Origin of the sequence: Thalassotalea euphylliae (assembly GCF_003390395.1) — a bacterium.
GTDB lineage: Bacteria > Pseudomonadota > Gammaproteobacteria > Enterobacterales > Alteromonadaceae > Thalassotalea_F > Thalassotalea_F euphylliae_C.
Genome location: NZ_QUOV01000001.1, coordinates 2,224,013 through 2,248,758 on the forward strand (window position 1 = coordinate 2,224,013; position 24,746 = coordinate 2,248,758).

General features: G+C 41.9%; 22 protein-coding genes and 1 riboswitch. Of the genes, 3 read left to right on the forward strand and 19 right to left on the reverse strand.

The window, feature by feature from the left end:
- Nucleotides 1-2 precede the first annotated feature (2 nt).
- Nucleotides 3-695, reverse strand: a complete 693-nt coding sequence (gene pgl / locus DXX92_RS09870) for a 6-phosphogluconolactonase (RefSeq protein WP_116000306.1) — start codon at nt 693-695, stop codon at nt 3-5.
- Between the two features lie 3 nt (nt 696-698).
- The gene (gene zwf / locus DXX92_RS09875; protein WP_116000307.1) at nt 699-2,165 is read right to left on the reverse strand and encodes a glucose-6-phosphate dehydrogenase; all 1,467 of its coding nucleotides are present in this window, start codon (nt 2,163-2,165) and stop codon (nt 699-701) included.
- 294 nt (nt 2,166-2,459) lie between these two features.
- Here zwf and DXX92_RS09880 point away from each other — a divergent pair, with 294 nt between their 5' ends.
- Nucleotides 2,460-3,308 (forward strand): MurR/RpiR family transcriptional regulator, encoded by an 849-nt coding sequence (locus tag DXX92_RS09880; RefSeq protein WP_116000308.1) that lies wholly within the window; start codon nt 2,460-2,462, stop codon nt 3,306-3,308.
- Between the two features lie 61 nt (nt 3,309-3,369).
- A complete protein-coding gene (pyk, locus tag DXX92_RS09885; RefSeq protein WP_116000309.1) occupies nt 3,370-4,824 on the forward strand; it encodes a pyruvate kinase in 1,455 nt (484 codons plus the stop codon).
- A gap of 167 nt (nt 4,825-4,991) precedes the next feature.
- Here pyk and DXX92_RS09890 read toward each other — a convergent pair whose 3' ends face one another.
- Together DXX92_RS09890 and DXX92_RS09895 are read right to left on the reverse strand one after the other, a co-directional pair.
- Nucleotides 4,992-5,360: a VOC family protein gene (locus DXX92_RS09890; RefSeq protein ID WP_281269100.1), complete on the reverse strand. Its 369-nt coding sequence runs from the start codon at nt 5,358-5,360 to the stop codon at nt 4,992-4,994.
- Nucleotides 5,361-5,649: 289 nt separating this feature from the next.
- Nucleotides 5,650-6,519, reverse strand: coding sequence for a DUF6279 family lipoprotein (locus tag DXX92_RS09895; RefSeq protein WP_116000311.1), 870 nt, complete (start codon nt 6,517-6,519; stop codon nt 5,650-5,652).
- A 145-nt stretch (nt 6,520-6,664) separates the two neighbouring features.
- Between DXX92_RS09895 and DXX92_RS09900 the strand changes: the two genes are divergently transcribed.
- Nucleotides 6,665-7,681 carry a 6-phosphofructokinase gene (locus DXX92_RS09900; protein WP_116000312.1) on the forward strand — a complete coding sequence of 339 codons (1,017 nt, stop codon included), beginning with the start codon at nt 6,665-6,667 and terminating at the stop codon, nt 7,679-7,681.
- Between the two features lie 143 nt (nt 7,682-7,824).
- Here the strand turns inward: DXX92_RS09900 and DXX92_RS09905 are convergent, their stop codons facing one another.
- The 15 genes from DXX92_RS09905 to hinT form a co-directional block, all read right to left on the reverse strand.
- Nucleotides 7,825-8,232, reverse strand: a complete 408-nt coding sequence (locus tag DXX92_RS09905) for a DUF6488 family protein (protein ID WP_116000313.1) — start codon at nt 8,230-8,232, stop codon at nt 7,825-7,827.
- Between the two features lie 19 nt (nt 8,233-8,251).
- Nucleotides 8,252-8,770, reverse strand: coding sequence for a hypothetical protein (locus tag DXX92_RS09910; RefSeq protein WP_116002374.1), 519 nt, complete (start codon nt 8,768-8,770; stop codon nt 8,252-8,254).
- An 85-nt stretch (nt 8,771-8,855) separates the two neighbouring features.
- Complete coding sequence (locus DXX92_RS09915; protein WP_428977362.1) at nt 8,856-9,515, reverse strand: HupE/UreJ family protein; 660 nt, start codon at nt 9,513-9,515, stop codon at nt 8,856-8,858.
- Nucleotides 9,516-9,558: 43 nt separating this feature from the next.
- Complete coding sequence (locus DXX92_RS09920; RefSeq protein ID WP_116000315.1) at nt 9,559-12,741, reverse strand: efflux RND transporter permease subunit; 3,183 nt, start codon at nt 12,739-12,741, stop codon at nt 9,559-9,561.
- A gap of 11 nt (nt 12,742-12,752) precedes the next feature.
- Nucleotides 12,753-13,991, reverse strand: coding sequence for an efflux RND transporter periplasmic adaptor subunit (locus DXX92_RS09925; RefSeq protein ID WP_116000316.1), 1,239 nt, complete (start codon nt 13,989-13,991; stop codon nt 12,753-12,755).
- Nucleotides 13,992-14,002: 11 nt separating this feature from the next.
- Nucleotides 14,003-15,214, reverse strand: coding sequence for a TolC family protein (locus tag DXX92_RS09930; protein ID WP_245961452.1), 1,212 nt, complete (start codon nt 15,212-15,214; stop codon nt 14,003-14,005).
- Nucleotides 15,215-15,575: 361 nt separating this feature from the next.
- Nucleotides 15,576-16,520: a M56 family metallopeptidase gene (locus DXX92_RS09935; RefSeq protein WP_116000318.1), complete on the reverse strand. Its 945-nt coding sequence runs from the start codon at nt 16,518-16,520 to the stop codon at nt 15,576-15,578.
- 9 nt (nt 16,521-16,529) lie between these two features.
- Nucleotides 16,530-16,916, reverse strand: coding sequence for a BlaI/MecI/CopY family transcriptional regulator (locus DXX92_RS09940; protein ID WP_116000319.1), 387 nt, complete (start codon nt 16,914-16,916; stop codon nt 16,530-16,532).
- Between the two features lie 221 nt (nt 16,917-17,137).
- Complete coding sequence (locus DXX92_RS09945; RefSeq protein ID WP_116000320.1) at nt 17,138-17,962, reverse strand: LytR/AlgR family response regulator transcription factor; 825 nt, start codon at nt 17,960-17,962, stop codon at nt 17,138-17,140.
- Between the two features lie 12 nt (nt 17,963-17,974).
- Complete coding sequence (locus tag DXX92_RS09950; RefSeq protein WP_116000321.1) at nt 17,975-19,042, reverse strand: sensor histidine kinase; 1,068 nt, start codon at nt 19,040-19,042, stop codon at nt 17,975-17,977.
- 260 nt (nt 19,043-19,302) lie between these two features.
- Entirely contained in the window at nt 19,303-20,514 is a 1,212-nt protein-coding gene (locus DXX92_RS09955) for a phosphotransferase (RefSeq protein ID WP_181901735.1), read from the reverse strand.
- An 82-nt stretch (nt 20,515-20,596) separates the two neighbouring features.
- Complete coding sequence (gene pnuC / locus DXX92_RS09960; RefSeq protein ID WP_116000323.1) at nt 20,597-21,286, reverse strand: nicotinamide riboside transporter PnuC; 690 nt, start codon at nt 21,284-21,286, stop codon at nt 20,597-20,599.
- Nucleotides 21,287-21,321: 35 nt separating this feature from the next.
- Entirely contained in the window at nt 21,322-21,585 is a 264-nt protein-coding gene (locus tag DXX92_RS09965) for a hypothetical protein (RefSeq protein ID WP_116000324.1), read from the reverse strand.
- A 192-nt stretch (nt 21,586-21,777) separates the two neighbouring features.
- Nucleotides 21,778-23,865, reverse strand: a complete 2,088-nt coding sequence (locus tag DXX92_RS09970) for a TonB-dependent receptor (protein WP_116000325.1) — start codon at nt 23,863-23,865, stop codon at nt 21,778-21,780.
- A gap of 126 nt (nt 23,866-23,991) precedes the next feature.
- Nucleotides 23,992-24,154, reverse strand: a riboswitch (TPP riboswitch).
- A gap of 168 nt (nt 24,155-24,322) precedes the next feature.
- The gene (hinT, locus tag DXX92_RS09975; RefSeq protein WP_116000326.1) at nt 24,323-24,685 is read right to left on the reverse strand and encodes a purine nucleoside phosphoramidase; all 363 of its coding nucleotides are present in this window, start codon (nt 24,683-24,685) and stop codon (nt 24,323-24,325) included.
- Nucleotides 24,686-24,746 lie beyond the last annotated feature (61 nt).

A 24,746-nucleotide genomic window follows, 5' to 3' on the forward strand; every position in this document is an offset into this window, starting at 1 on the left:
CATTATTCCGCCCAGTATACTTGAGTCTCAAGTGACTCATGGTGCAAAAATGCACGAATTGGCATTTGCGTCGCATCAGAGTCTGCTAGTGCTTCCTCTAATACTTCTTTCTTGCTATCGCCACAAATGTGTAAAAAGGTGTTTTTACTTTGCGCTAAGTACGCGTAGCTAAAGGTAATGCGTTCGTGTGGCGCCGTTTGCGGTACCACCTTTAACAGTGGCGCCGCGTCGCGTGATAAGGCTGAGTGAATTTCGTTGCTGCACGGGAACAGTGAAGCTGTATGACCGTCTTCACCCATGCCTAAAATCAGCACATCAAATGGCAACACTGTAGTGCCTGCGGCAAGGTTTAAGTCTGAAAGTACTTCAACTGTAAGCTCGTCGCCTTGTTTGATATGAAAGAAGTTAGCGTCCAGTGCCTTATTTTGTAGTAGGTTTTCATGAACTAGCTTGGTATTGCTAGCGTCATCAGTAATATCAACCCAACGCTCATCGGCTAACGTTACCGTAATTTGTTTCCAAGGCAGATCCATGTTGGAAAGTGCGGCAAAAAAACCTTTTGGCGTCGAACCGCCAGAAACGGCAATGCTTGCTTTACCTTTTAACTTTACCGCACTAACTAGAATTTCAGCCACTTGATTAGCAAGCGCTTGGTCTAAATTTGCGCGAGATTCAAATTCGTTAATTTTATACATCTATTATTCTACCCATTGTCTATCATCACGAGCGATCAGTGAAATTGACGACACTGGTCCCCATGAACCTGCTGCATATGGTTTCGGCTTATCATTGCTCGCTTGCCATGCATCAATAATGCTATCTGCCCACTTCCATGCGGCTTCCACTTCATCGCGGCGTACAAATAACGATTGGTTGCCATTGATAACTTCCAACATCAAACGCTCGTAAGCATCAACCACACGCTCATTTTCATACGTTTCTGAGAAGCTCAAATCCAGCTTGTTTTCGTGAATGTTCATTTGTGATGCGATACCTGGGATCTTATTCATAACCTCAAGCTCTACACCTTCATCTGGTTGCAATCGTATGGTTAATTTATTTGCAGGTAAATCAGCATAGCTATCTTTAAAGATGTTGTGTGGCTGCTCTTTAAAGTGAACAACAATTTCACTGTGTTTGGCTGGCATACGTTTGCCCGTTCTCAAGTAGAAAGGAACCCCCGTCCAACGCCAGTTATCAATTTCTGCTTTAATCGCGACAAAGCTTTCCGTATTGCTATTTTTATTGGCGCCCTCTTCTTCAAGGTAACCTGGTACCGCTTTACCAGCTAAAAAACCTTCAGTGTACTGGCCTCGAACCGTTTTCTCTTTAATGTTCTGACGAGTGATAGGCAATAACGCTTTGATGACTTTTAGTTTTTCGTCACGAATGCTGTCAGCACTCAGATCGGCTGGTGGTTCCATCGCCAGTAGCGATAGAATTTGCAATAGGTGGTTTTGTACCATATCACGCATCTGGCCAGCTTCATCATAGAAGCCCCAACGTCCTTCAATACCGACACTTTCGGCGACGGTAATTTGGATATGGTCGATATGGTTGCGATCCCAATTATTAGTAAACAAGGAATTGGCAAAGCGCAGTACCAATAAATTTAGTACCGTTTCCTTACCTAAGTAATGGTCGATGCGGTAAATCTGATTTTCTTCAAAATGCTTGGACACCATGTCGTTGATAACTTTAGATGACGCAAGACAATGACCAATTGGCTTTTCCATAACCACACGGTCTTTTGGCTGAATTAAATCAGCTTTATGTAAGCCTTCGGTAATATCACCATAAATAGCAGGTGGTGTTGAGAAGTAATAAATACGCTCTTTATCTGCGGCTACTGTATTCGCTAAGTCTGCGTAACTGTCAGTTTGCTTGAAGTCTAAACGCTGATATACCAAGCGTGCTAAGAAACGACTCAGTACCTCTTCATTTAGCCCTTCTTTGACAAACTGCGTTAAGTTTTCTTTAGCAAAGTCGACTAAATCTTGGTTTGAATGCTCTTGTCTGGCGACACCTACAACACGAGTGCTCTCATCAAGCAGGCCAGCTAAATCCAGTTGATAAAGCGCTGGGAGTAACTTTCTGCGTGATAAATCTCCAAGTACTCCAAATAGTACGACGTCAACTGCTGGGCTGCTTTGTGCATTTTTCATATATAAATCTCTAGTTTACATGCTGTAACTAAACTACATTTGCGGTTAATTTAGCGCTACTTATAAGCGCAGTAAAGAACTTTCTGTAATTTTACTACACTTCATACGTATGTAGTCGCTACCTTTATGTGTCGCTTGTAATTATAGCAGCTGAGCAATGGCTATTAATTAAACATCGAGTTTATTTTCAACAGATAAGAGTAATCTAATGAAATATTGTAATAAATTTACATTTTTACTGTTATTTATTGAGAAAATAAATTACAGTTAGCAAAAAAGATCTGGAAAAATTATATGAACATTTTAGAAAAGATCGCTAACGAGCTAGACACCTTTAGTAAGTCTGAACGAAAGGTTGCTGAAGTCATTCTAGCGTCGCCAAATACAGTTATTCACGCAAGTATTGCCGCTTTGGCTAAACAAGCCAATATTAGTGAGCCAACCGTTAACCGCTTTTGTCGCCGATTAGACACCAAAGGTTATCCGGACTTTAAGCTGCATTTAGCTCAAAGCTTGGCAAATGGTACACCTTATGTAAACCGACATGTCGATGAAGACGACACTGCTGATGAATATACAGCAAAGATCTTCGAGTCAACCATGGCGAGCTTAGAATTAGCAAGAAAAAGCTTAAATACAACCGCCGTTAATCGCGCCGTTGATTTGCTCACACAAGCCAACAAAATATCGTTTTTCGGCTTAGGTGCTTCTGCTGTTGTCGCACATGATGCTTTGAATAAGTTCTTCCGTTTCAACGTACCTGTTGTTTACTTTGACGATGTCTTGATGCAACGCATGAGTGCTATTAATAGCCAGCAAGGCGACGTGGTTATCGTGATTTCGCACACAGGTCGTACTAAAGCCTTAGTTGAAGTTGCTGCTCTAGCAAAAGAAAACGATGCTACTGTAATTGGTATTACTACTGATGGCTCTCCACTTGCCAAAGAGTGTAGCTTAGTGCTTTCAGTAGATGTTGCCGAAGATACCGATTTATACATGCCAATGTCTTCTCGCATTGCCCAGTTAACGCTCGTTGATATCTTAGCAACTGGTTTTACTCTGCGCCGTGGCAGTAAATTTAGAGACAACCTCAAAAAAGTTAAAGACAGTCTGCGTAGCTCGAGATTTGAACGCAAAGAATAAAAAACAGGCATACTTAGGTATGCCTTTTTTAGTACCCACTTACACAGGATGAATCACAAAAATGCCTAGAAGAACCAAAATTGTTGCTACCTTAGGTCCAGCAACAGACGATAAAGAAACACTAAAAAAGGTACTGGCAGCGGGCGTGAATGTTGTACGTTTAAATTTCTCGCATGGCACACCTGAAGATCACATCAATCGCGCAAATATGGTGCGTGAACTATCAGCTGAGCTTGGTATTTACGTTGGTATTTTGGGCGATTTACAAGGCCCTAAAATTCGAGTTTCAACGTTTAAAGACGGTCCTATACAGTTAAACGTTGGCGATAAATTTGAGTTAGATGCCACCTTACCTAAAGGTGAAGGCACCCAAGAAAAAGTTGGAATTGATTACAAAGAATTGCCTAATGATGTGAGCAGTGGCGATGTCTTGTTACTTGATGATGGTCGAGTACAACTAAAAGTTCTAAACACTCAAGGCACATCAGTATTTACTGAAGTTGTTGTCGGTGGCCCGCTATCAAATAACAAAGGTATAAACCGCCAAGGTGGTGGCCTAACGGCGCCTGCACTAACCGATAAAGACAAAGAAGACATTAAGCTAGCAGCTAAACTAGATGCTGATTTTCTTGCGGTTTCATTCCCACGTGACGCCGCTGATATGCGCGAAGCGCGTTTACTCGCCCAAGAAGCTGGCTGCAACGCTCGACTAGTTGCGAAAATCGAACGCGCAGAAGCGGTTAACGACGACCAAGTGTTAGATGAAATTATTTTAGCGTCAGACGTGGTCATGGTAGCGCGTGGTGACTTAGGTGTGGAAATTGGCGACCCTGCCCTAGTGGGCAAACAAAAACACATTATCGCTCGTACCCGTCAGCTTAACCGTGTAGTGATCACCGCAACACAAATGATGGAAACCATGATCAGCCAACCTATGCCGACTCGTGCAGAAGTGATGGACGTTTCAAACGCGGTTCTTGATGGCACTGACGCAGTTATGCTGTCAGCTGAAACAGCTGCTGGTAAATACCCAGTAGAAACCGTAACTGCAATGGCGGCAGTATGTTTGGGCGCTGAGCAACACCGTTCAGTTAATATGTCGAGACATCGTATTGAGTTAATGTTTACTGAAATTTCAGAAACCTTAGCACTGTCAGCAATGTACGCCGCTAACCATTTAGAAGGTGTAAAAGCAATTATCGCCTTAACAGAATCAGGCCAAACATCGAAAATTATGTCGCGCATTACCTCAGGATTGCCGATTTATTCACTTTCGCGCCATCACAAAACATTAACAAAAACGGTTATCTACCGTGGTGTTTACCCAGTGCAATTTGATTCAACCGAAAGCACAGACCAATCGTTAACTAAAGATGTACTGAAAGCTGTTGTTAGTCACGGTGATTTTAAAGAAAACGACAAAGTCATTTTCACCCACGGCGATTTAATGGAAACAGTTGGTGCAACAAATACCATGAAAGTGCTTAAAGTAACCAAGGACTTGTTAAAGCACTAAATGGCACGTTAAAACATGGTGAAATAGACTTGTTGCGCTAATTTTCTTTCATTCAAAAAAGCGAGTACCCGTAACCAAGTACTCGCTTTTTTTATGCTGATTTTTTTATACGGATAATATAGAACTGCTGATTTGCAGCTTTAGTCTTTAAAAACTGAGTTACTGGTTTAAAGGTATTCAAGCCCTTGATAAGGTGAACGCTTTAGTGATAACAATCGACTTGTTAAATTGCCGCAATGAATTTCTAGTTTGTGGCCGTCAGGGTCTAGAATATAAAGCGAATTTCCCTCACTTGTGTTGTCCTGCCACTGTTTCATATTATGTTTTGTGATTAATTGACGAAACACGTCAAATTTATCCGTGGCAATAGTAAATGCAATATGGCTATAGTCTTTGCTTGGCTTGACCTCTCCAAGCGACAAACAAAACCACAAAGAATCAAGTGTTGTATAAGCCCCAGTATTCCATTTGACTTCCCCTTTCATTCCCAACACTTCTGTGTAAAACCGTAGAGAACGATCTGATACCAATTGAATTAATTAATTGATCAATTCAGAGCGTTGACAGCGGTGGGAGAATCAGCCAAATTTGTGCAGATATAGTTACTCTACATCGAATAAATTTGGCGAAATTATCGCGCCGCTGACACGCTCCCAAAGGGCGAGTTTAAAAGGCTTATATGCTGCGTTATTGATTTTAACAAGGGAATAACCATTCTCTGCAATCAATGCCTTGCCTCTCAGCCTTTTAATTCTCGCTGAATGATTAAGTATTTATTTCAATTGGTATAAATCACTAACAGCGATGGTGATGTGATTCAACGCACTAATCATCTGCTAAGTCGTTCAAATCGTCAATATAATCTTGTAGACGGTTATTAAAACGATTTTTCTGCTTAGGCGTTAGGCTGTGCATCATATAGTAAAAGATATCGGAAAAGTTTTGATTATTTTGTGTTTGTATTGCGACATACTCTTTACTTTTTAAGTCATCTGGCGAAGAGATAAGCTCGGCAAACAATTGCTGATACGTTTCTTTATTTAGCTCAGGGCTTAGTGCATGGCTAAAGCCTTGATACCAAGCCTGACGATACGTTAACCAATGGCTATAGGTTGATTGAAACCCTTCGCTCAAAACACAAAGCTGAGCTTTTTGCTCCTTATTGAGCTTGCCAACCCATTTTCTGAATTGTTCTTGTTGCTCCACACACTCTTTTTTAACCCATTCATCGCGTGTCAGGTTTTGATACTCTGCCTCATACTCCTCTTTATTTTCTCGATTAGTTTCAGCAATACCTTCTAATAAATCCTGACGCTGTTCTTGATCTAGTAAGCTGGTAAGCTCAATCAGATCTGGCTTTGCATGCTCGCGCAAATTAACCCAGTGAGCCCTCATTTGCTTTAAGTGCTCAGCGATTTGCTCTGGCGTAATGCCTTGGTTCACCTGCTCTTTTAGCGACGTTAATTGTTTTGCGTAAGCAGTTAATTGTGTCGCTCGGTGCCAATCATGTAACTCGCTAAACTTGGCATCAAACACTTTTTTCTGTGATTTATTTAGTGAGACATAGTCATCTAGATACCAATCAACCCACCAATCAAGATTGTTGTAAACGAAAGTAAAACTACAACCGGTTAAAAATAAAGAACAAAATATGACGGTTGCAAACTGTTTACCACGTTTGATGAAGCTCATCATTAACACAATCCCTCGGTATAAATTATTGATTCAACACAATCTGTGTTTAAGTTAGTTGAATTAAACTACGATAGTCAGAATACAAAGGATTGTAAACATGCGGTTATGTCAGCAAATATTTCAAAAAGCTTAGGAGTGAATAACGATGGCAACACGCGAAAAACCACTTAAGATAGGGCTACTTACCAGCGGTGGCGATGCCCCTGGAATGAACGCTGCCATTCGAGCTATCACCCTAGCGGCCGCACACCACAAGCTTACTTGCTATGGTTTTCACCATGGTTATAACGGATTAATCAATCAAGATTACGGCATTTTAGCGCCTGATAACGTAACCAATATTATTCATCAAGGCGGTACCATCTTAAAAAGCGCTCGCTGCCCAGAAATGATGACCCAAACGGGAATAAAGCAAGCTGTTAGCTGTCTAATCAAAGAGAATATCGATGCCTTGATTGTGATTGGTGGTGATGGCTCTTTCAACGGCATGTTAGCCATACAAGATCATTGGCAGGGTAAGTTAATTGGCCTGCCTGGCACCATCGACAATGATTTAGATGGCACAGATTTTACGATTGGTTTTTCCACCGCAATTAATACAGCAATCAATGCTATTGATAAAATCCGTGATACCGCTGATGCCTTCGATCGTGTGTTCGTTGTGGAGTTGATGGGGCGTCATAGTGGCCACATCGCATTTAATGTTGGGGTCGCATGCGCCGCAGAGCAAATTATTTCCTTTGAAAATTTTGATCCACTAGCGCAAGAAGCTAAATTAGCCGAGATAATTGCTGATATTGAACAGCAAAAGCTAAACAAAGCGCACAGTTATTTAATTGTACTTGCAGAGAACCTTTGGCCCGGTGGCGCTCACTCGCTAGGCGAAGCACTAAAGCAACAGGGTAATATCGATGTTGGTATTTGTGTACTTGGCCATATTCAACGAGGTGGTTCACCCGTTGCAAAAGATAGAATATTAGCCACTAAACTTGGGGTCGCCGCGATTGAAGCGATTATTACAAAGAAATCCGGCATTATGATTGGCGAATGCGAAAGCAAAATTACTCACACACCACTTACCAAAACCATACAACATCAGAAAATGGTTAACGATGACTTGGTTAGTATTCACGAAGATATTTTCAAAATAGGTAATCACTAGTCAATAAGAAATGCCGGCCCTGTTGTATGTTCAATAAGGTTCAAGATAATCTTCGTTGTATACGGAGCATGAGCACTGAGCACTGAGCACTGAGCACAGTTCAAAATCTATGCGCCCAGTGCATGCTAACAACTCGTTTAAACTTAATGGGCGTGCCCGTGACTATGACCATGCTCACCAGATTGTGACTTGGCTTCTTTGACATCCAGCACTTTTCCACCTTTGCTGACGTTAAAAAGCAAGGTTTGTTGGTTATTCGTATTAGTCGCTTTAACGATAATAGCATTATCCGTTTCTTCAACCAGCTTAAACGCACCTTTAGCTACCTTGTTCCATGAACTATCAAGCTTACCCACTGACATGCCTTTGTCCTTAAACGTTAACATTTTGGCTGAAGTTTGCGCAGCTTGAATAATCTTACTTTGATCTAGCTTACTGTGGCCGTCACCATGGGCGAAGGCTGATGAGGTGAAAATAAGCGTCGAGGCTAAAACGAGTCGGCTTATTTTTTGAGTTAATGTTTGAGTTATTGCTTGAGTTAAAGCTTTCATAATTTTTCCTTATTTGCTGTTATTTAAGACCTTCAATGACATAGTTGCCACTGAAAAGAAGTTGAATGTTGATGTCTTTATCTGAGTTGTTTTTCCAATACCAGCCGTGTGAACCGTCAAAAGGGACAGTGAAACTCCCTTTCATTTCTTCAACACTGGCAATGGTATAAGACTCAAAATAGCCTGTGGTATCGCCTTTGGGCTCGCCATGTAAGTCAACATATAAGGCACCACCATCGGTTACCCACTCGTAGGTAGCTTTTTGAAACTTGTTCATACTCAACTTGTATTCAATGCCTTTGCCTGCTGGTACGGTAAGTAAAACAGCATCTTGCTCGCCATCAGATGATGCGGATGTTGGTGTTGAACCTGCTTCATTAAAGACAGTTAGCCCCAATTTTTGACCAACACCTGTCGGGTCGATGCTGTATTCTGCGGGTAGAATGAATAGCACTAATGCGATTACCGCAACAACGAGTGAACTGATGGTCGCTTTCACTAATGAGCGATTGGTTTGATTAACTTGACTGGTTTCCATAAAAATGTTTCTCATAATGGTTAACTAAAAATGTAGATTGATAAAACTAGCTGGCATTACTATCTGACAAAGCTAACTGACAAGGCTAACTGACAATAAAGCCTGTCAGCTGCATGCCAACTAGCATAAAGCCCGCACTCATCAGCGCGGTATTGGTGGCTTTGGCAAAACGGTTAAAACTCTCAAATTGACGCCAGAAATTAATGGCCAATAAGATAAATATCAGTGCTAAGAATTGCCCTATCTCTACCCCGATATTGAACGACAGTAGGTTTGTCGCCAGCCCTTCACTCGGTAATGCAAACTCTTGTATTTTGGTGGCTAGGCCAAAACCGTGGAATAAGCCAAAAATCAACACGGTTTTTTTTGGATCCGGCTGTTTACCAAAGAAATGTTTAAAACCACCCAAGTTATCAAAACCTTTGTAAACCACAGACAAACCAATAATGGCGTCAATCAGGTAGGCATTTACTTGAATGTTGGCTAACACGCCGGTCATCAAGGTCAAGCTATGACCAATCGTAAACATACTGACATACAACAAAACATCACGCGTACTTCTTAAAAAGAAGAGCACACCGACCAAGAACAACAAGTGATCGTAGCCTGTTACCATGTGTTTCGCGCCGATATACACAAACGGTAATATTTGTACGCCGGTATTGTTTTCGAGAAAGTTACGTGTACTGTCATCAACACCGTGAGCGAAAGTTTCAAAAGAAACCAAGACTGCCAGCATTAACATTGGGCACCACAAATAAGTGAGTTTAAATTTTCCTAACATCGATTTACCCTTTTGCTATTGTTAAGTTGTTTTTTGCTGACACTAGTTGTTTATCGTTTGCATGTAACAAACGATAAAGTGCTGGTAAAACAAACAAAGTTAGAATGGTTGATGAAATAACGCCGCCAATCACCACCGTAGCCAGTGGTCTTTGAACTTCAGAGCCAATGCCAGTATTTAGCGCCATTGGAATAAAACCTAGTGATGCCACTAAGGCCGTGGTAAGTACGGGACGAAGTCGGGTTAAGGCGCCGGTAATGATTGCTTTTTCTAACGCATAGTTTTGTTTAATCAAATCGCGAATAAAAGACACCATGACCAAGCCATTAAGAATGGCGATGCCCGAAAGCGCAATAAATCCAACCGCAGCAGAAATTGAAAAAGGTATATCGCGAATCATCAGGGCAAAAACACCACCTGTTAAGGCCAGAGGTACCCCTGAAAAAATAATCAATGAATCTTTCATTGAGCCAAGTGCTAGTAGCAACAAGCCAATAATCAGCACAAGTGTCACAGGTACCACTATGCTTAAACGCTGTGAGGCAGATTGCAATTTTTGATAGGTGCCACCGTACTCAATCCAATAGCCCGCTGGCAGTTCAACATTGGCATTAACCGCTTGTTGAATATCCTTAACAAAGCTTCCTAAGTCTCTGCCACGGACATTGGCGGTAACCACCACACGGCGCTTGCCGTTTTCACGATTGACTTGGTTGGCACCCACCACCATCTCGATATTGGCCAATTCTTGCAGCGGTACATAACTCTTTTCTGACACTGAATTTGGCAATGAGATCGGCACTGAGATCGGTAATTGGCCTAAGGCATCCACGTCTTGACGCTGTTGTTCAGGTAACCGCACAACAATATCAAAGCGTTTATCACCTTGATAAAATTTACCCGCGGTTTTGCCTCCCATAGCAATTGCTACCTGAGCTTGGAAGTCCGCAAGGCTCAAACCATATAACGCCAGTTGCTCGCGTTTAGGAGAAAAGGTCAACACAGGTAAACCCTTGGTTTGCTCTACTTGCACATCACGAATGCCGTCAACGTTCACAATGGCTTTTTCTAACGCCTTGCCAAGTTCAGCTAAGGTATCAAAATCGTCGCCAAATACTTTAATGGCTAGCTCAGCACGCACACCCGCAAGCAGTTCATTAAAGCGCATTTGAATCGGTTGCAAAAATTCATAACGATTACCTGGCACAGGGGTTACTAACGCTTCCAACTCTTTGACTAAAGCTTCTTTAGGCTTGTTTGGGTTAGGCCATTCATCTCGCGGTTTTAAAATAATAAAGTTATCGGCAACGCTCGGTGGCACGGCGTCTGTGGCGACATCTGGCGTGCCCACTTTGGCAAACACTCGCTCAACTTCTGGCAGTTGTTTGATCCGTTCTTCCAGTGCTTTTTGCATCGCAATAGATTGCGATAACGAAGTACCTGGAATGCGCAGCGCATGCATGGCAATATCGCCTTCATCGAGGTTCGGAACAAATTCACTGCCCAGTTGTGTGCTCATCACACCGGCATAGCTGACCAACGCCACAGCACCTGCTACCACCAACCAACGTGCTTTTAACACGAACGTTAGAATTGGTTGATAAAGTGAAACGCTTGCTTTAATAATCACGTTTTCTTTTTCTACCACTTTACCTTTAAACGTTAAGGCAATAGCGGCAGGAATAAAGGTAATCGATAAAATCATGGCGCTAATCAAAGCGATCACCACGGTAATCGCCATGGGGTGGAACATCTTGCCTTCTACCCCTGACAAGGCAAAGATGGGCAGATAAACGGCGGTGATAATAAAGACACCAAATAGTGCTGGGCGGATCACTTCTCGGGTTGCGTCATACACCAAAACTAAGCGTTCTTTTACCGGTAATATCTTACCTTTTGAAGCATGGCTTAAACGGCGCAAACAGTTTTCGACAATAATAATCGCGCCATCGACGAGTAGGCCAAAATCCAATGCCCCTAAGCTCATTAAGTTCGCGCTCGTACGGGTTTGGATCATGCCAGTTACTGTCATTAACATGGCAAAAGGGATCACCAGCGCGGTTAGTAATGCTGCTTTGATATTACCAAGCAATAAAAACAACACGACAATTACTAACACGGCACCTTCGGTCAGATTCATTTTAACCGTGTCTAAAGTTTTATTAACTAACTTAGTACGGTCATAAACCGCGTTAACCACTATACCTTGTGGCAACGACTTGCTGATTTCCTCAAGCTTTTCACCCACTCCTTTGGCAACCTTTTGGCTGTTTTCACCAATTAGCATAAACACTGTACTGAGCACGACTTCACGGCCATTTTGGGTCGCTGCACCTGAGCGTAATTCTTTGCCTTCAGTTACGTCAGCAACGTCTTTAACGCGCAGAATTTGCCCAGCTTTTGCTGTTAAAGAGTTTAATGGCAACGGAATATTAGCCAGTTGCTCAACGCTATCGACTTGGCCTGGCAAGCGAATTAACCACTGGGCACCACTTTTTTCGATAAAGCCAGCACCGCGATTTTGGTTATGTGTGCCAACAGCCTTGATCACGTCTTGCTGGCTTAAGCCAAACATCAGCAGTTTATCTGGGTTTATGGCAATTAAAATCTCGCGCTTATAGCCGCCAATGGGGTTAACTTCAACCACCCCTTCTACTTGCATTAGCTGCGGGCGAATAACCCAGTCGTGAACAGTTCTTAAATCGGTTGACGTGATTGCACTGCCATCAGGGTTAGTTGCCCCTGCTTTCGCGTCCACCGTAAACATAAAGATTTCACCAAGCCCCGTTGATATAGGGCCTAATTCGGGCTCCAATCCAGCGGGTATTTCTGACTTAGCGGCACTTAAACGCTCATTCACTAACTGGCGCGCAAAATAAATATCGGTTTCATCACTAAAAACGGCAACTACTTGAGACAAGCCATAGCGTGAAACGGAGCGGGTGTAGGTTAGGTTAGGAACACCTGAAAGCGCGGTTTCTATTGGAAATGTCACCCTTTGCTCAACTTCCAATGGCGTAAAACCCGCCGTTTCCGTGTTGATGACTACTTGCACGTTAGTAATGTCTGGTACAGCGTCAATCGGTAGTTTTTGGAAATTCCAAAGCCCTAACATGGCAACCGCAAACACAAATACTAGTATCAGCTTACTGCGCTCAATAGAAAATTTTAAAATCGATTCCAACATATCATCAATTCCTAGTGGTCGTGTGAAGCGCCAGACTTTTCAATGTCGGCCTTGATGATGTAACTATTGGTGGTAACGTATTCTGTGCCTAGTGGTATACCGCCAAGCACTTCCACCCAAGGGCCTGCTTTACGGCCGAGTTCAAGCATCCGTACTTCGTATTGGTCACCAAATTTACCGTAGACCACGGTAAAATCACGAAATGACTGTAACCCTTCGGCTTTAACCGCTTTTTCGACCGTATAGGTATTCACCAGTACTTGCCCGGTGACAAATTGCCCTAGGCTAAACAACCCTTGGCTATTATCGATTACCGCGCGGTAAACTTTCGCTTGCTGCGCAGTTAATTGATAAAGCGACTCCGTTAACACAGTTTTTATGGGTGTTTCGCTGCTAGCAATATGGATATCAACTTTGGCACCTAATGTGATTTTCGCTTGATCCATAGGGTAAACATTGACATCCGCCAATAGCTTGCTGGTGTCAGTGATGCTAAGCAGCACACGATCACCAGACTGCTCGCCAACGCCAACATTTTGTTGGGTAATCACACCGCTAATTGGCGATGTTATTTGGTAAGTTTGTAGACTTTCATTGGCTTCGATGGTCATGAGCACTTGGCCTTTTTTGACCTTATCACCCATTGTTGCGTTTAGTGATTTCACCTCGCCGGCAAAGCGAGCAGCAACATTACGAGTCGCGTTGGCGGGTAATGAAAGCGCGCCATAAACTTTTAACCGTTCTTCCATTTCCTGACTGGCTACCACTTCCGTTTCAATCCCCATCGACTGTGCAAGCGCGTTTGGAATTTGGATACGCCCCTCAAAGTTGTCATAAGACCATTGGTAGCTTTTTCCTTGATAGTACGCCGTTAACGTCACCAGAAATGAATGTGGCTCGTAAATTTCCATGTTGCCGCGCTGATAGTCGTTTTCAACAAAGAAGTTAATGTCGTCAACACCGTCGCCAAGGCGCGTTAGCTTAACGTTAACCTCAAATTCTTGTGCATTTATCGGCTGACCGGATTTAGTTGCGTAAACGCGAAATTCGGGGGGTACACCCGTTTCGAAGATCGCCAATTCAATGGCAAAATCACCATCGCGCAGCATACGACCATTGTTTGGCCCCTTCTCTACTTCCGCTTGAATTTCAACTGGCTGACTTTCGGCATTGGCACTTTGGCTATATATCGAAAATCCGAAACCTAGCTGACTTAACGCGATAACTGCGGCTATTGATTTAAGTTTCATTATCTTCTCTCTTACCTTGACACTGACGTGCCAGTTAATCGTTCTAACTCAATGTTAAATTGTTGAATATTGGTATAAGCATCTATCAATTGTGACTGCGCATTAATCAGCTCTTGCTGAACCGCATAGAGGTCGGTATAGCGATAGCTGCCCAATTGATAGGCTTCATTAGCTTTACTGCTCGCTTGCTGCAAATAAGGAATCGACTGATTTGTCAGGCTGTCGATAACGTGAAGGTTGTGCTTTAGTTTATGGGTTAACAGTAACGCTTGTGTTGAGATGCGCTGATACAGCGCAGTTGACTCGGCCCTGCTTTGATTTTGCTTGGCTTTAAGGGCTGCAATTTGACCTTTATTTCTATGACTAGTGCCAAATGGGACGGTTATGCCTGCGGTAAACGAGTAATCATCAGCGACCTCATTGCGTCTTATTCCCGTTGTTATCTGCCAAGCTGGATCTTGTTCCGTTATGGCTAAGTCAATGGCGGATTGGGCGATATCTTGCTCAACTAAAAAGCGCTTTAATAATGGATTGGATGTTAACTTTGCCAACGCACTATCCAGCGATTTAACGCTTAGAATATCAGCCAAATTACCTACGATATCAAAGTCAGTACCGCTGGCATTCTCGCCACTCCAGCTATCAGAAAACTGCGCCGCAAGCTGTGCCTTAGAAGCGGCTATTTCATGGGTTAAGTCTTCCACCTCTAGTGTGAACATTGACAGCGCCGCTTTTGCCCGCAACTCATCAACAACAAACAGCTTACCAGCGCTTACCTTCTTACTGATTTGCTGAACCACAGCTTGCGCTTGTTGTTCGGCCAGTTTGGCAAGCTTTAGCTTTTCCTGCTGGGAAAGTATTGTGATAAAAATACTCGCTGTCTCAGCCGCGATATCAATGGCTTTAATTTCCCGTTCGATCGTTGCGGCTGCAACTTCACTGTTTGCGAGCTTTACCCGTGAATCTATAATATCGTCTTCGAGTAACCACGAAATACTCAGTGTCGTTTGCAGCCCTTTAATACCAGAGTAACTCCCTGTACCAAACGCATCTTCGACCATAGCATTTACCGCAAGCGGTGTGCCTACTCCTGCTTGTTCAACCAGTGCTTGTGCCGCCTCAGTTTTATAAGTAAATGTTGCCAGCTCAGGGTGCTGCTTTAGCGATAAGGCAATGGCTTTATTCAGCGACATGGCTTCTGCGGCATTAGCTGTTGCAGCCACGGATAAATTGACTGACAGTGCAATACAACAGAGTCCTACGCGGCCAACCCCCTTTAAATACCGATTCACAATCGGTTTTAAGTTTAAATTTTTCCCACAAAACATGCGTCTAACCTTTACGTTATAAGTGTATAAGTGCTTATGTGTTTAACCTCATTTGAGGTTGTTTATCTTTGTACTAACCTGTACCTAGCTTGCTCAGAACGGCTTTAAGCTCCATAAAATGCGTTTTTGCGTTAATAGCAAGAAACCGACAGCTAAAACCCATCCATAATCGGTTTTAAATGTAAAAAAATAGCTAAATTTTAATACCTAGTTATTAATGGCCAATTTTTAATGATTGGCTATTAATGGCTAGCTTCTAATGACTAAATAAGGTCTCCATAAAGTGATGAATGCCGTCGATAGAAGTTGTTGAAATAACCACTAATAAGGTCAATAAGATGACTGTAATGCCTTTATGTACGGGGGCTAATTTCAGTTTGTCGAGTAGAAAATAAATACGTTGCTCCAGCACATCAGCGCCAAAATTTACGACCAAATCATTGCTTTTTAACAGGCTACTTTGGGCATTAAATTTAGCGATTTTGACTAGAGTGCTAGCAACGAATAGCTTTGGCGTGCCACTTTCAATAACGGCACTGTCTGCTGCTTGCTCCATTGCAAGCGTCATATGTAATTTAAGCCTTTGCCCTATCGGTTTAATAAAAAACGTACTTAGCAGTGAAAACAGCCATTTCTTAAATGGATCATTTGCTAATCTGTGCGCTTTTTCATGCTTGATCACAACATCATATTCTTCAGCAGATGTTTGATTGATAAGCCCTGTACTAACAAAGCATTTTTTAGTAAAAAAACCTGTGGTAAAAGCTGACGCGTTATCCGTTTCCAGTTGATAGACACCAGCTTCTTTTTCATTGGCAAAATTTAACAAGGCGGACACTTCTTTTTTATGCAGCCAAAGGTCCTTTATACTGCGAGCCAGTACAAAGACAATATAGCTAACCAAGGCGATCACGCTAACGCCATGCCAGCTATGCCATTGAAAGTCAGCCATATGATGCCAATGGGGAAAACCATAGCCAGTTAATGAATCATTGGTGTGATAGGAGGTAAACAAATAGCCAGAACTTGCTACACTGACTAGCCAAGGTAAAAGCACAATAGACCATAGCAAGAGCTTGCGAGAGTCTAATTGAATATTGAGGACTTGTTGGCTGACTAGGGAAAATAGCGCAGACAAGAAAATATTTGCCACGACAAAAGTGATCGAGAAAATTGCCAACACATTCAACAATACTTCCATCGTCAAATCCTAATCGTTCTCGTCAGTTAGCTTTTGTTTCTGCGCTTCAATCAATGCTTCTAACTTAGACAGTTGCTCGACATTAAAGTCTTTCGACATAGAAGAAAATGCAGCAATGAGACTGTTATCGTCTTCAGTGACAAAATCGCTAGTGACCGACTTGATCAATTGACCAATCAATTCATGTCTTTCAACGCGAGGGCGATAGTGAAAGGCATAGCCAATTTTCTCTCTTGCCAACAGATCTTTCTTAAACAAACGATCTAACGTGCTTTGATAGGTATTTAAACTACCACCGCGAATTCTTTCAAAGTGAGCAAATACCTGTTTCACATCTGCGGACTTGTGTTGCCACAAGTACTGCAGCACTAATTTTTCTAACTCACCTAATTTCATATGAGCACCTACTAATACCGATTAACGATGGGTATTAAGCCAAAAATAAAACCGACAGTCAATGGGTTTTAATGTAAAGAAGGGTAAATTGAACCTATAGAATAGCTTTGGATAAGGCTTAATGTGAAAAAATTACGCAAATCTATGAATGTGACAATAGAAGGAATAATGAGAAAAATAGCTGCTTTCAGGTGAAAACAGCTATCTATAAAATGGATAAACTACTGAGTAACCGCCTGTTTAACTTTGTCTTTATAACTGCGACTAACTTTGAGTTCTTTACCACTGTTCATCACTAAGTAGTACTCGCCGTTAAGCTGGCTACAGAACTTCTGCACATAATTTTTATTGACTATGGTTGAACGGTGGCTGCGAATAAATATACGTGGGTCAAGCAACTCTTCTAATTGCTTCATGGTCTTGCGTAAAATGTGCGTGCCCTCTTCTGTATGAACACACATATAGTCGCCCGCCGCATCAATCCATGAAATGGTATTAACGGGGACTCGGCTTAATTCGCCGCCGTCTTTAATGGGTAAAACATCAGAATACTGTGAAATTGACACTGTTTGCTTGTTAGCTAACTCTTCCAAAATGGTGTTTTGATCATTACCTGTCACATCGCTAACCAGTTTAACGAGCTTATTTTTGTGCTCTGCGTCAGTTTTGCTTTGCAAGTGTTCGCGAATGCGGTCCATTGCTTGAGCTAGGCGCGCGTCATCAGCAGGCTTCATTAAGTAATCAACCGCATGTACGTCAAAGGCTTTAATCGCATATTGATCAAAGGCGGTAACGAAAACGACCATGGGCATAGGCAGCCCTTGCGCTATTAGTGCGTCTATCACTTCAAAGCCATTTATTCCTGGCATTTGAATATCTAGAAAAACGAGATCAGGGCGATGCGTTTTAATCGCCTCAATCGCTTCACGACCATTGCTACATTGAGCAACAATACTAATGTCATTATGGGCAGCTAAACGAATGGCAAGACCTTTACGTGCTAACGGCTCATCATCCACTATGATGGTAGACAGCGTGGCAGTCATATTAACGTCCTATTAATGTCCAAGTTCGTAGGGAATTCTGATATTTACTTTAACACCTGAAGGCTTGTTTGAGGATACTACCAGTGAAAAATTATCTTTATAAAGCGCCGCTAAGCGCTCACGAGTATTTGCTAGACCTACGCCGTTTTCACGATGTAAATTACCATTTTTGATCTCTGCACCTGGGCCATTATCGGCTAGCTCTACCAGTAAGTCATTGCCAAAACGATTAACCGTGATAGAAATGGTACCGCCTTCTTCTTTTACCGCTATCGCATATTTAATCGCATTTTCAGCAAGTGGCTGTAACACCATACTCGGCACTAGTGCGTTGGCGCAGTCATCGGCAATATTAATATCGACTTGCAAGCGCTCTTCAAATCTGACTTTTTCAATATCTAAATAAAGCTGTAGCGCCTGTATTTCGTTAGTTAAAGTGACTCGCTTCATTGGGTCTTTATCCAATGAATAGCGCAAGAACTCACTAAGTTTGGTGACCATACCGTTAGCGGTATCATTTTCTTTGACCAAGATTAACGTAGAAATGGCATTAAGAGTGTTAAACAAAAAGTGTGGGTTTAACTGGTAACGCAACATTTTTAACTGTGCTTGATGGGCAGCGGTATTCGCTTGTAATACATTTTGCTTTTCTTTTTGCAGCATCTGGTAGTACTTGATGCCAAAATACAAACAGCTCCAGCTCAAAATAATGTAGAACGACCAGACACTCGATTTGGTGTAATACAACCAAAATTCAGGCTGCCAACCGTGCTTATAGATTTCCCAATAGTTAATGTTTTTAATCACCTGCCAAATTACTGCGGTAACGTAAGAACTCAAGATAACAACGGCGACAAGCTTTATCGGTGACAAGTTCCAAGCACGACGATAAACGTAGCGCAAAGGTACAGTAAGCATCCAACCTGCATAACTGTTTAAGAAGATAACGATGACAAATAAATCACGTAAATCATGCAGCAAAGAGCCAAGGAACTGAACTAAGGCAAAGCCAAACCAGCCTGCAGTATGCAGCAGCCAGAAAAAGCGATTGCGGTTTTCAATAAGTGCTTTCCAGTTCACAAACAACGACCAACACAGGTTAATAATTTAGTTACTGTAATTATGCGAAAATAGCAGGAAAGGCGCATTACGGTTAATCGTAACTTTTTGGCACCCTGTCTCAATTCAGCCTCAATTTAGCCTCAATTTGGTCCAAATTTGCGCCCGCTTTACGTCTTTTTACATGATTTATCTTAGTTATTGTTAGTCGTCGAATTCGGTTAACCGGCTTTTATTTTAGGTTAAGGCAAAATATTGAAGTATTTATGAAGCAGCTAATGCTAAACCGCAGAAATTACCATTTTTGCGTAATTTTTTTGCTTCAAGGCCATCGCCTTATAGTTTTCTACACAGCTATTGTTAAATTTATCGCCCGCTTGGCCTAAAAACCATAACCAGTTGATTATAGAAGAAATAAATGCGTAACGCGTAACCTCTTCGAGATTAATTTTACGCAGTTTAAGCGACGATTTTAAATAATTTTTCACGGTTAACGAAGTTAAAGACAAAGGAACATTATTTATCGCCATCAACATGCCAAGATCATATTCAACCGGCGCCATTGCCACCGATTCAAAATCAATAACACAAGCGTCAATGTCTTTATTGGTTTGACTGACTAATAGGTTGGTGTAGTTCAAGTCTCCGTGAACAACGACAAGGTTTGCGGAATGTTGAAGTTGCCGATGTGACTTATTAGTGGCCGTGCAATCAGTCATTGAGTTGCTCGTTTCAACCTTGCTGGCTTTAACCTTGCTAGCTTTAGTTTTGCTAGCTTTGCTTTGAATAGAGAATAAATCAACATCATGTTGCAACGCTTTCGCAAAGGAGACTGCCTTGCTGATGAGCTGCTGATCACTTTCAGCCAAACCTACCTCCAACTCCTTGAGCTCGGACACTAGTTCGCTAAGTACCGAAACTAAATCTAGCTTAGTAATATTTCTCGTATCCGTGGCGATGTTAAATGCACGATGAAATTTGGCTAGTGCGCTTGTCGCAATTGTTATCTTTTCTTCTTCACTGAGTGTTAACTGGCTTAAAAGTGGTTTATCAATAAATTCTGAAACTAGCCACTGCCCTTCGCAGTAAATAATTTTAGGAGACAACGCCTTGTCTGCTAAAAACCGTTGAACAAAAGCTTCTAATTGTGCTGTTGTTTTATCGCTAAAGCGCTTAGCAATATAAAATTCAGGTTCAAGGGCAGTATTGGGCGATGTTGAGCAGTTCGCTTGCTTATTTTCCCTGCACTTGTCTTTTTCCTTGCGCTTGTGCTTGTCCTTGTCTTTGTCCTTTCCTGAAACGCTTACTTCAACGGTAGATACTTTAAAAACTTGTTGGCTAAAGCCCGAATTAATTTTAATGATCTCAAGTGATTTACCCACAAAGCAACTTAGCCTAGAAAGCTCAGTATTAACGCTTTCAATGAATCTAGGTAAACTTTTGTTGCTCTTTTGTTCACTGTATTCAGTGTGTTCGCTTTGTTTATCGTTCATTCCAATCGTTACTGGCATAAAGTACTAAAAACACTCAAACCTAACAGTCAAACTTAACAGCCAAACCTGACACACAAGCTTGCTAGCTTTTACCTTGTACTATTTTGTTATCGACACCTGCAAAGCTATCATGACCTTCAGCTAACGCTTGATGGTTCCTTTTATATTTATCAAGCCAAGTAAAGTAACCAACAATAGCGACAACCACATAGACAACAAATAGCATTGCCGTTGGCGTTAACCCTTTTTCGATATAGATATATATCGACACTAGGTCGATCACTATCCAGTACAGCCAGTTTTCAAGCACTTTTTGAGTCACCAAGTAAGTCGCATAAACAGCGAAAACCGTAGTTGCTGCGTCTAAGTATGGGAAAGTCGTCGGCGTATTGTTGGCCATGAAATAGCCCACAAGAATTGACGTGATCGAAAGCGCCAATAAGGCTTTAAGATGCTTAATTAGTGGCTGTTGATGAATAACAGTCGCCGTTTGCTCCTTGTTTTGGGCAAGCGCACCATCATTTGCTCGCACCTTACGCCAACAATAAAAACCATAAATTGCCATGGCAAAATAATAAACTTGTAGCGCACTATCCATCCACAAATACACGTCATAAAAAATAATGGTATATAAAAGCGTGCTGATGAGTGCTGCTGGCCAACACAAAATATGCTCACGGGCAGCCAAAATTACGTAAGCCATTGCGGTAATCACCGCGATTATTTCCAGAACAGCCATTTGGCTAAAATATTGATAGGTTTCTTGCCACATTTTTACTTATGCTTATTTGCTGAGTCTTGTATTGATTAGTTTTCATATTCGCGAAAGCGATCGTCGGCAATTATCTTGAGAATAAACACGGCACCGCCAACCGTTTGGTGTACTTTTTTCATTTCCGCCATGACGAAATTGAGTGTGTGATCATACTCACCAAACACCTGAGTACTCATGCCATTGGAAACGACTTTCACTTGCGCGTCTGCTTTCAAGGCGTTAATAAATGCCCATATTTCGGTTTTATAGGCCTTCTGTGCCAACGGATAAAGGCTTAAATCGATGGATATTTGCATTACCTTCTCCACTTTGTGTTCTTATTTGATGCATTTTTTGATGCGTTTTTTGATGTACTTATTGAAGTAAAGGTTAAGCGCATCAAATTTTTACGTTTGATGCGCTGGTCATTTTACTTGTTACGTTGCTGGTTACTTCGCTAGTTAAGTAGCTTACTGCTTAATTTATTGCTTAATTTACAAAAAAGCTTACTAGAACTGATAGTCCAGTGTAACGCCATAAACTCTTGGCTCACCTAGCTGGTAATATTGCTTAGCTTGATACCCGTCGCGCGGATCATTACCAAAGAAGAAGCCACGAGTTTTGTAATCTTCATCTGTGATATTACGCGCCCATACTTTGACTTGCCAGTCACTCATCTCATAAGTTAAGGACGCATTAAGAGTCTCATAACCGTCTGATTGCTCGTTATGACTGTCTGAGAAATAAAAGTCGTCTTTGGCAATAATATTAACGTTAAATGTCACTTGATCATTAATAAACGCATTTACGCCCAATGTCGCTTGGTAATTCGGTGCATGAGCTTGATCGCGGCCAGTTAAATCAACGCCTTCCTGATTGACAAAATCGCGAAGTTCAGTGTCTAAATAGCCAAATGCACCATAAATTTCTGCACTTTCAGTTAGTTGCCAGCTAGCATCAAGTTCAACCCCTTGGTTTTTCCCTTCTGCAGCGTTACCTAAATAGCTAATGAACTCTGCACTACCGTCAGGTCTAACGTCTGTGCGACTGCTATTGACCTGCATATCAGTGCGATCCATGTAAAACGCCGTCACGCGAACATAGCCAGAGTTGTCGTCAAAGCTGTATTTGTAACCTAATTCGTAGTTCCATAAATACTCTGGATCAAATTCTCGAAGGTCAGCAGGCAAACTACCATCAGTATTAACGCCGCCGGCTTTATAACCGCGGTTGATTGAAGCAAAAACTAATGCTTGCTCCGTTTGCTGATAAGACAAGACTAATTTACCACCTACCATAGTATCGTCTGGGCTAAATGTTAAACCATCGGTGTTATCGTAATCGGCACTGCGCTCTTCTACACGTAAGCCTGACGTTAACGTCAGCTTTTCCGTTAATTGGCTGTCTAGCTGAACATAAGCAGCAATCGTATCGGTATCGAAGTTTGACCCAAAGTCGCCATCAGCAAAAGTGTATTCTCGCAGCAACTCTTCAGACTCTGTTTTAGCGTATAGTCCAGCAACCCATGCCGTTGTACCATTGAACAATTTACTTTGGTTATTTGAAACGGCTCTTAACTCAAGTGTTGAACTCGATTTTTCACGGAAATAATGGTCAGTTGAGCTGTATTCGAATGGATGCAAGCCAACAAAGCTCCAGTCTTCGTCATAACCATAGTCAATATCACTGTCTGCATGAGTCACTATGGTAACAAGCTCACCAAAATCAAAACCTGAATAATGAGATTTAGCACTTAATGCATAAGTTTCTTGGCGATCAAAACCCGGTTGATCTGAGCGTGTTTGACGGTTGTTATCGAGGGAAAATGCATCATATCCATTGTCAAAATCAAAGTAATATAAGCCCAAATCGAGGTGATGGTCATCGCTAAGTGTAATGGCAAGTTTACCGCGCGCAGTAAGTTCATCGCGATCATTGGTGTCGTCGCGGTTTAGGTGAATATTGTCGATGAAGCCATCACTTTGGTATTTTTCTAATGCAAAGCGATAGTTAACGCTGTCTGTTGCAGGGCCAGACAAAGCAAGACCAGCACCATAGCTACCGTAATTACCCGCTGTGAGCTTAGCTGCGCCTTCAAAATCATTACTTGGTGCATTTGTGGTGATGTTGATTAAACCTGCTAACGCGTTAGCACCAAAGCGTGTTCCTTGTGGCCCGCGAAAAACTTCAGTTTGGTTAACATCAAATAATGAAGCAATACTGCCAACGCCAGTAAAGTCGATATCATCAATGATAATACCAACCGATGGGTTAATTGGCTCACGGAATTGACTGCGTTCGCCAATGCCACGAATTTGGTAATAACGCGCTCGCTGGGTGCCTGCCGAAAAGTTTACATTAGGCGCGATAGAGATCACTTCCTCTAAGTTTTGTGCGTTTAAATTGGCAATGTCTTGTGCCGATAGCACACTTAATGAAGCAGGAATCTTTTGTAAGTTAGTGTCGCGAAAATCCGAAGTAACGGTAATCACCTCTACTTCTTCTAGCGAAGTCGCGTCGTTATTTTCGGCATAAACAACAGAAGAAAAAATGGCACTGGTAATAGCAGCGGCAAGAATTGATTGTCTTGTTTTCATTATACTCTCGTTCGATTTCTCTAAAATCGGCGTTTTGTTATAGGAAGTTGAGTAAAAACCAAAACAGACGCAGATATCGTTAGAGCGACAGCATAATGCTTAGGAGCCAAGCGGCGGAGAATGCAGATATGATGTGCTAACCATCCCTACGCCAGTATTAACCGGATCAGGTAATAAGGGTTCTGCACTTTCAACACAATGTAAACAATACAATGTGAGAAGCCAGCAATCTCAGCAGGTATAAATTACTAAAAGTAACTTCCATATACCCGCACCCCTTGGTTTTCGCGGCATATTATCAAGTATTAACGAAAAGTATACAAACTATTTCAAATAGCTTATGCGTAAATACTCATCATTTTATTGATCTTTTTTTACAGCCGCTTCTTTGCAAAGTAAAAATCAATCAACCTTTAGCCGAATGAATAGTTAGTTTAATGATGTTGGAATCAGGTAGCTACACACTTACCATAGGCCCCATGGGTTGACCGCCTAATAAATGCATATGAATATGATAAACCTCTTGGCCGCCATGTTTATTGCAATTCATGATCAGCCGATAGCCATCTTCAGCAATGCCTTCTTGCTCAGCCAGCTTCTTAGCCACTGTAAATAAGCGGCCAAGTGCTAATTCATCACTTTCAGTGACATCATTGACCGTTGGAATTAATTTATTGGGAATGATCAGTATGTGTGATTTAGCCCGTGGTGAAATATCACGAAAAGCTGTAACTAGCTCATCTTGATAAAGTAATTCGGTTGGGATCTCTTGGCGAATAATTTTAGAGAAAATGGTTTCTTGCCAGTCAGTATTTTCCATTTTATATCCTTGTTACATCGTAATATTTAAAGGTAATGATGCCAAACCACTACCTTTGAAC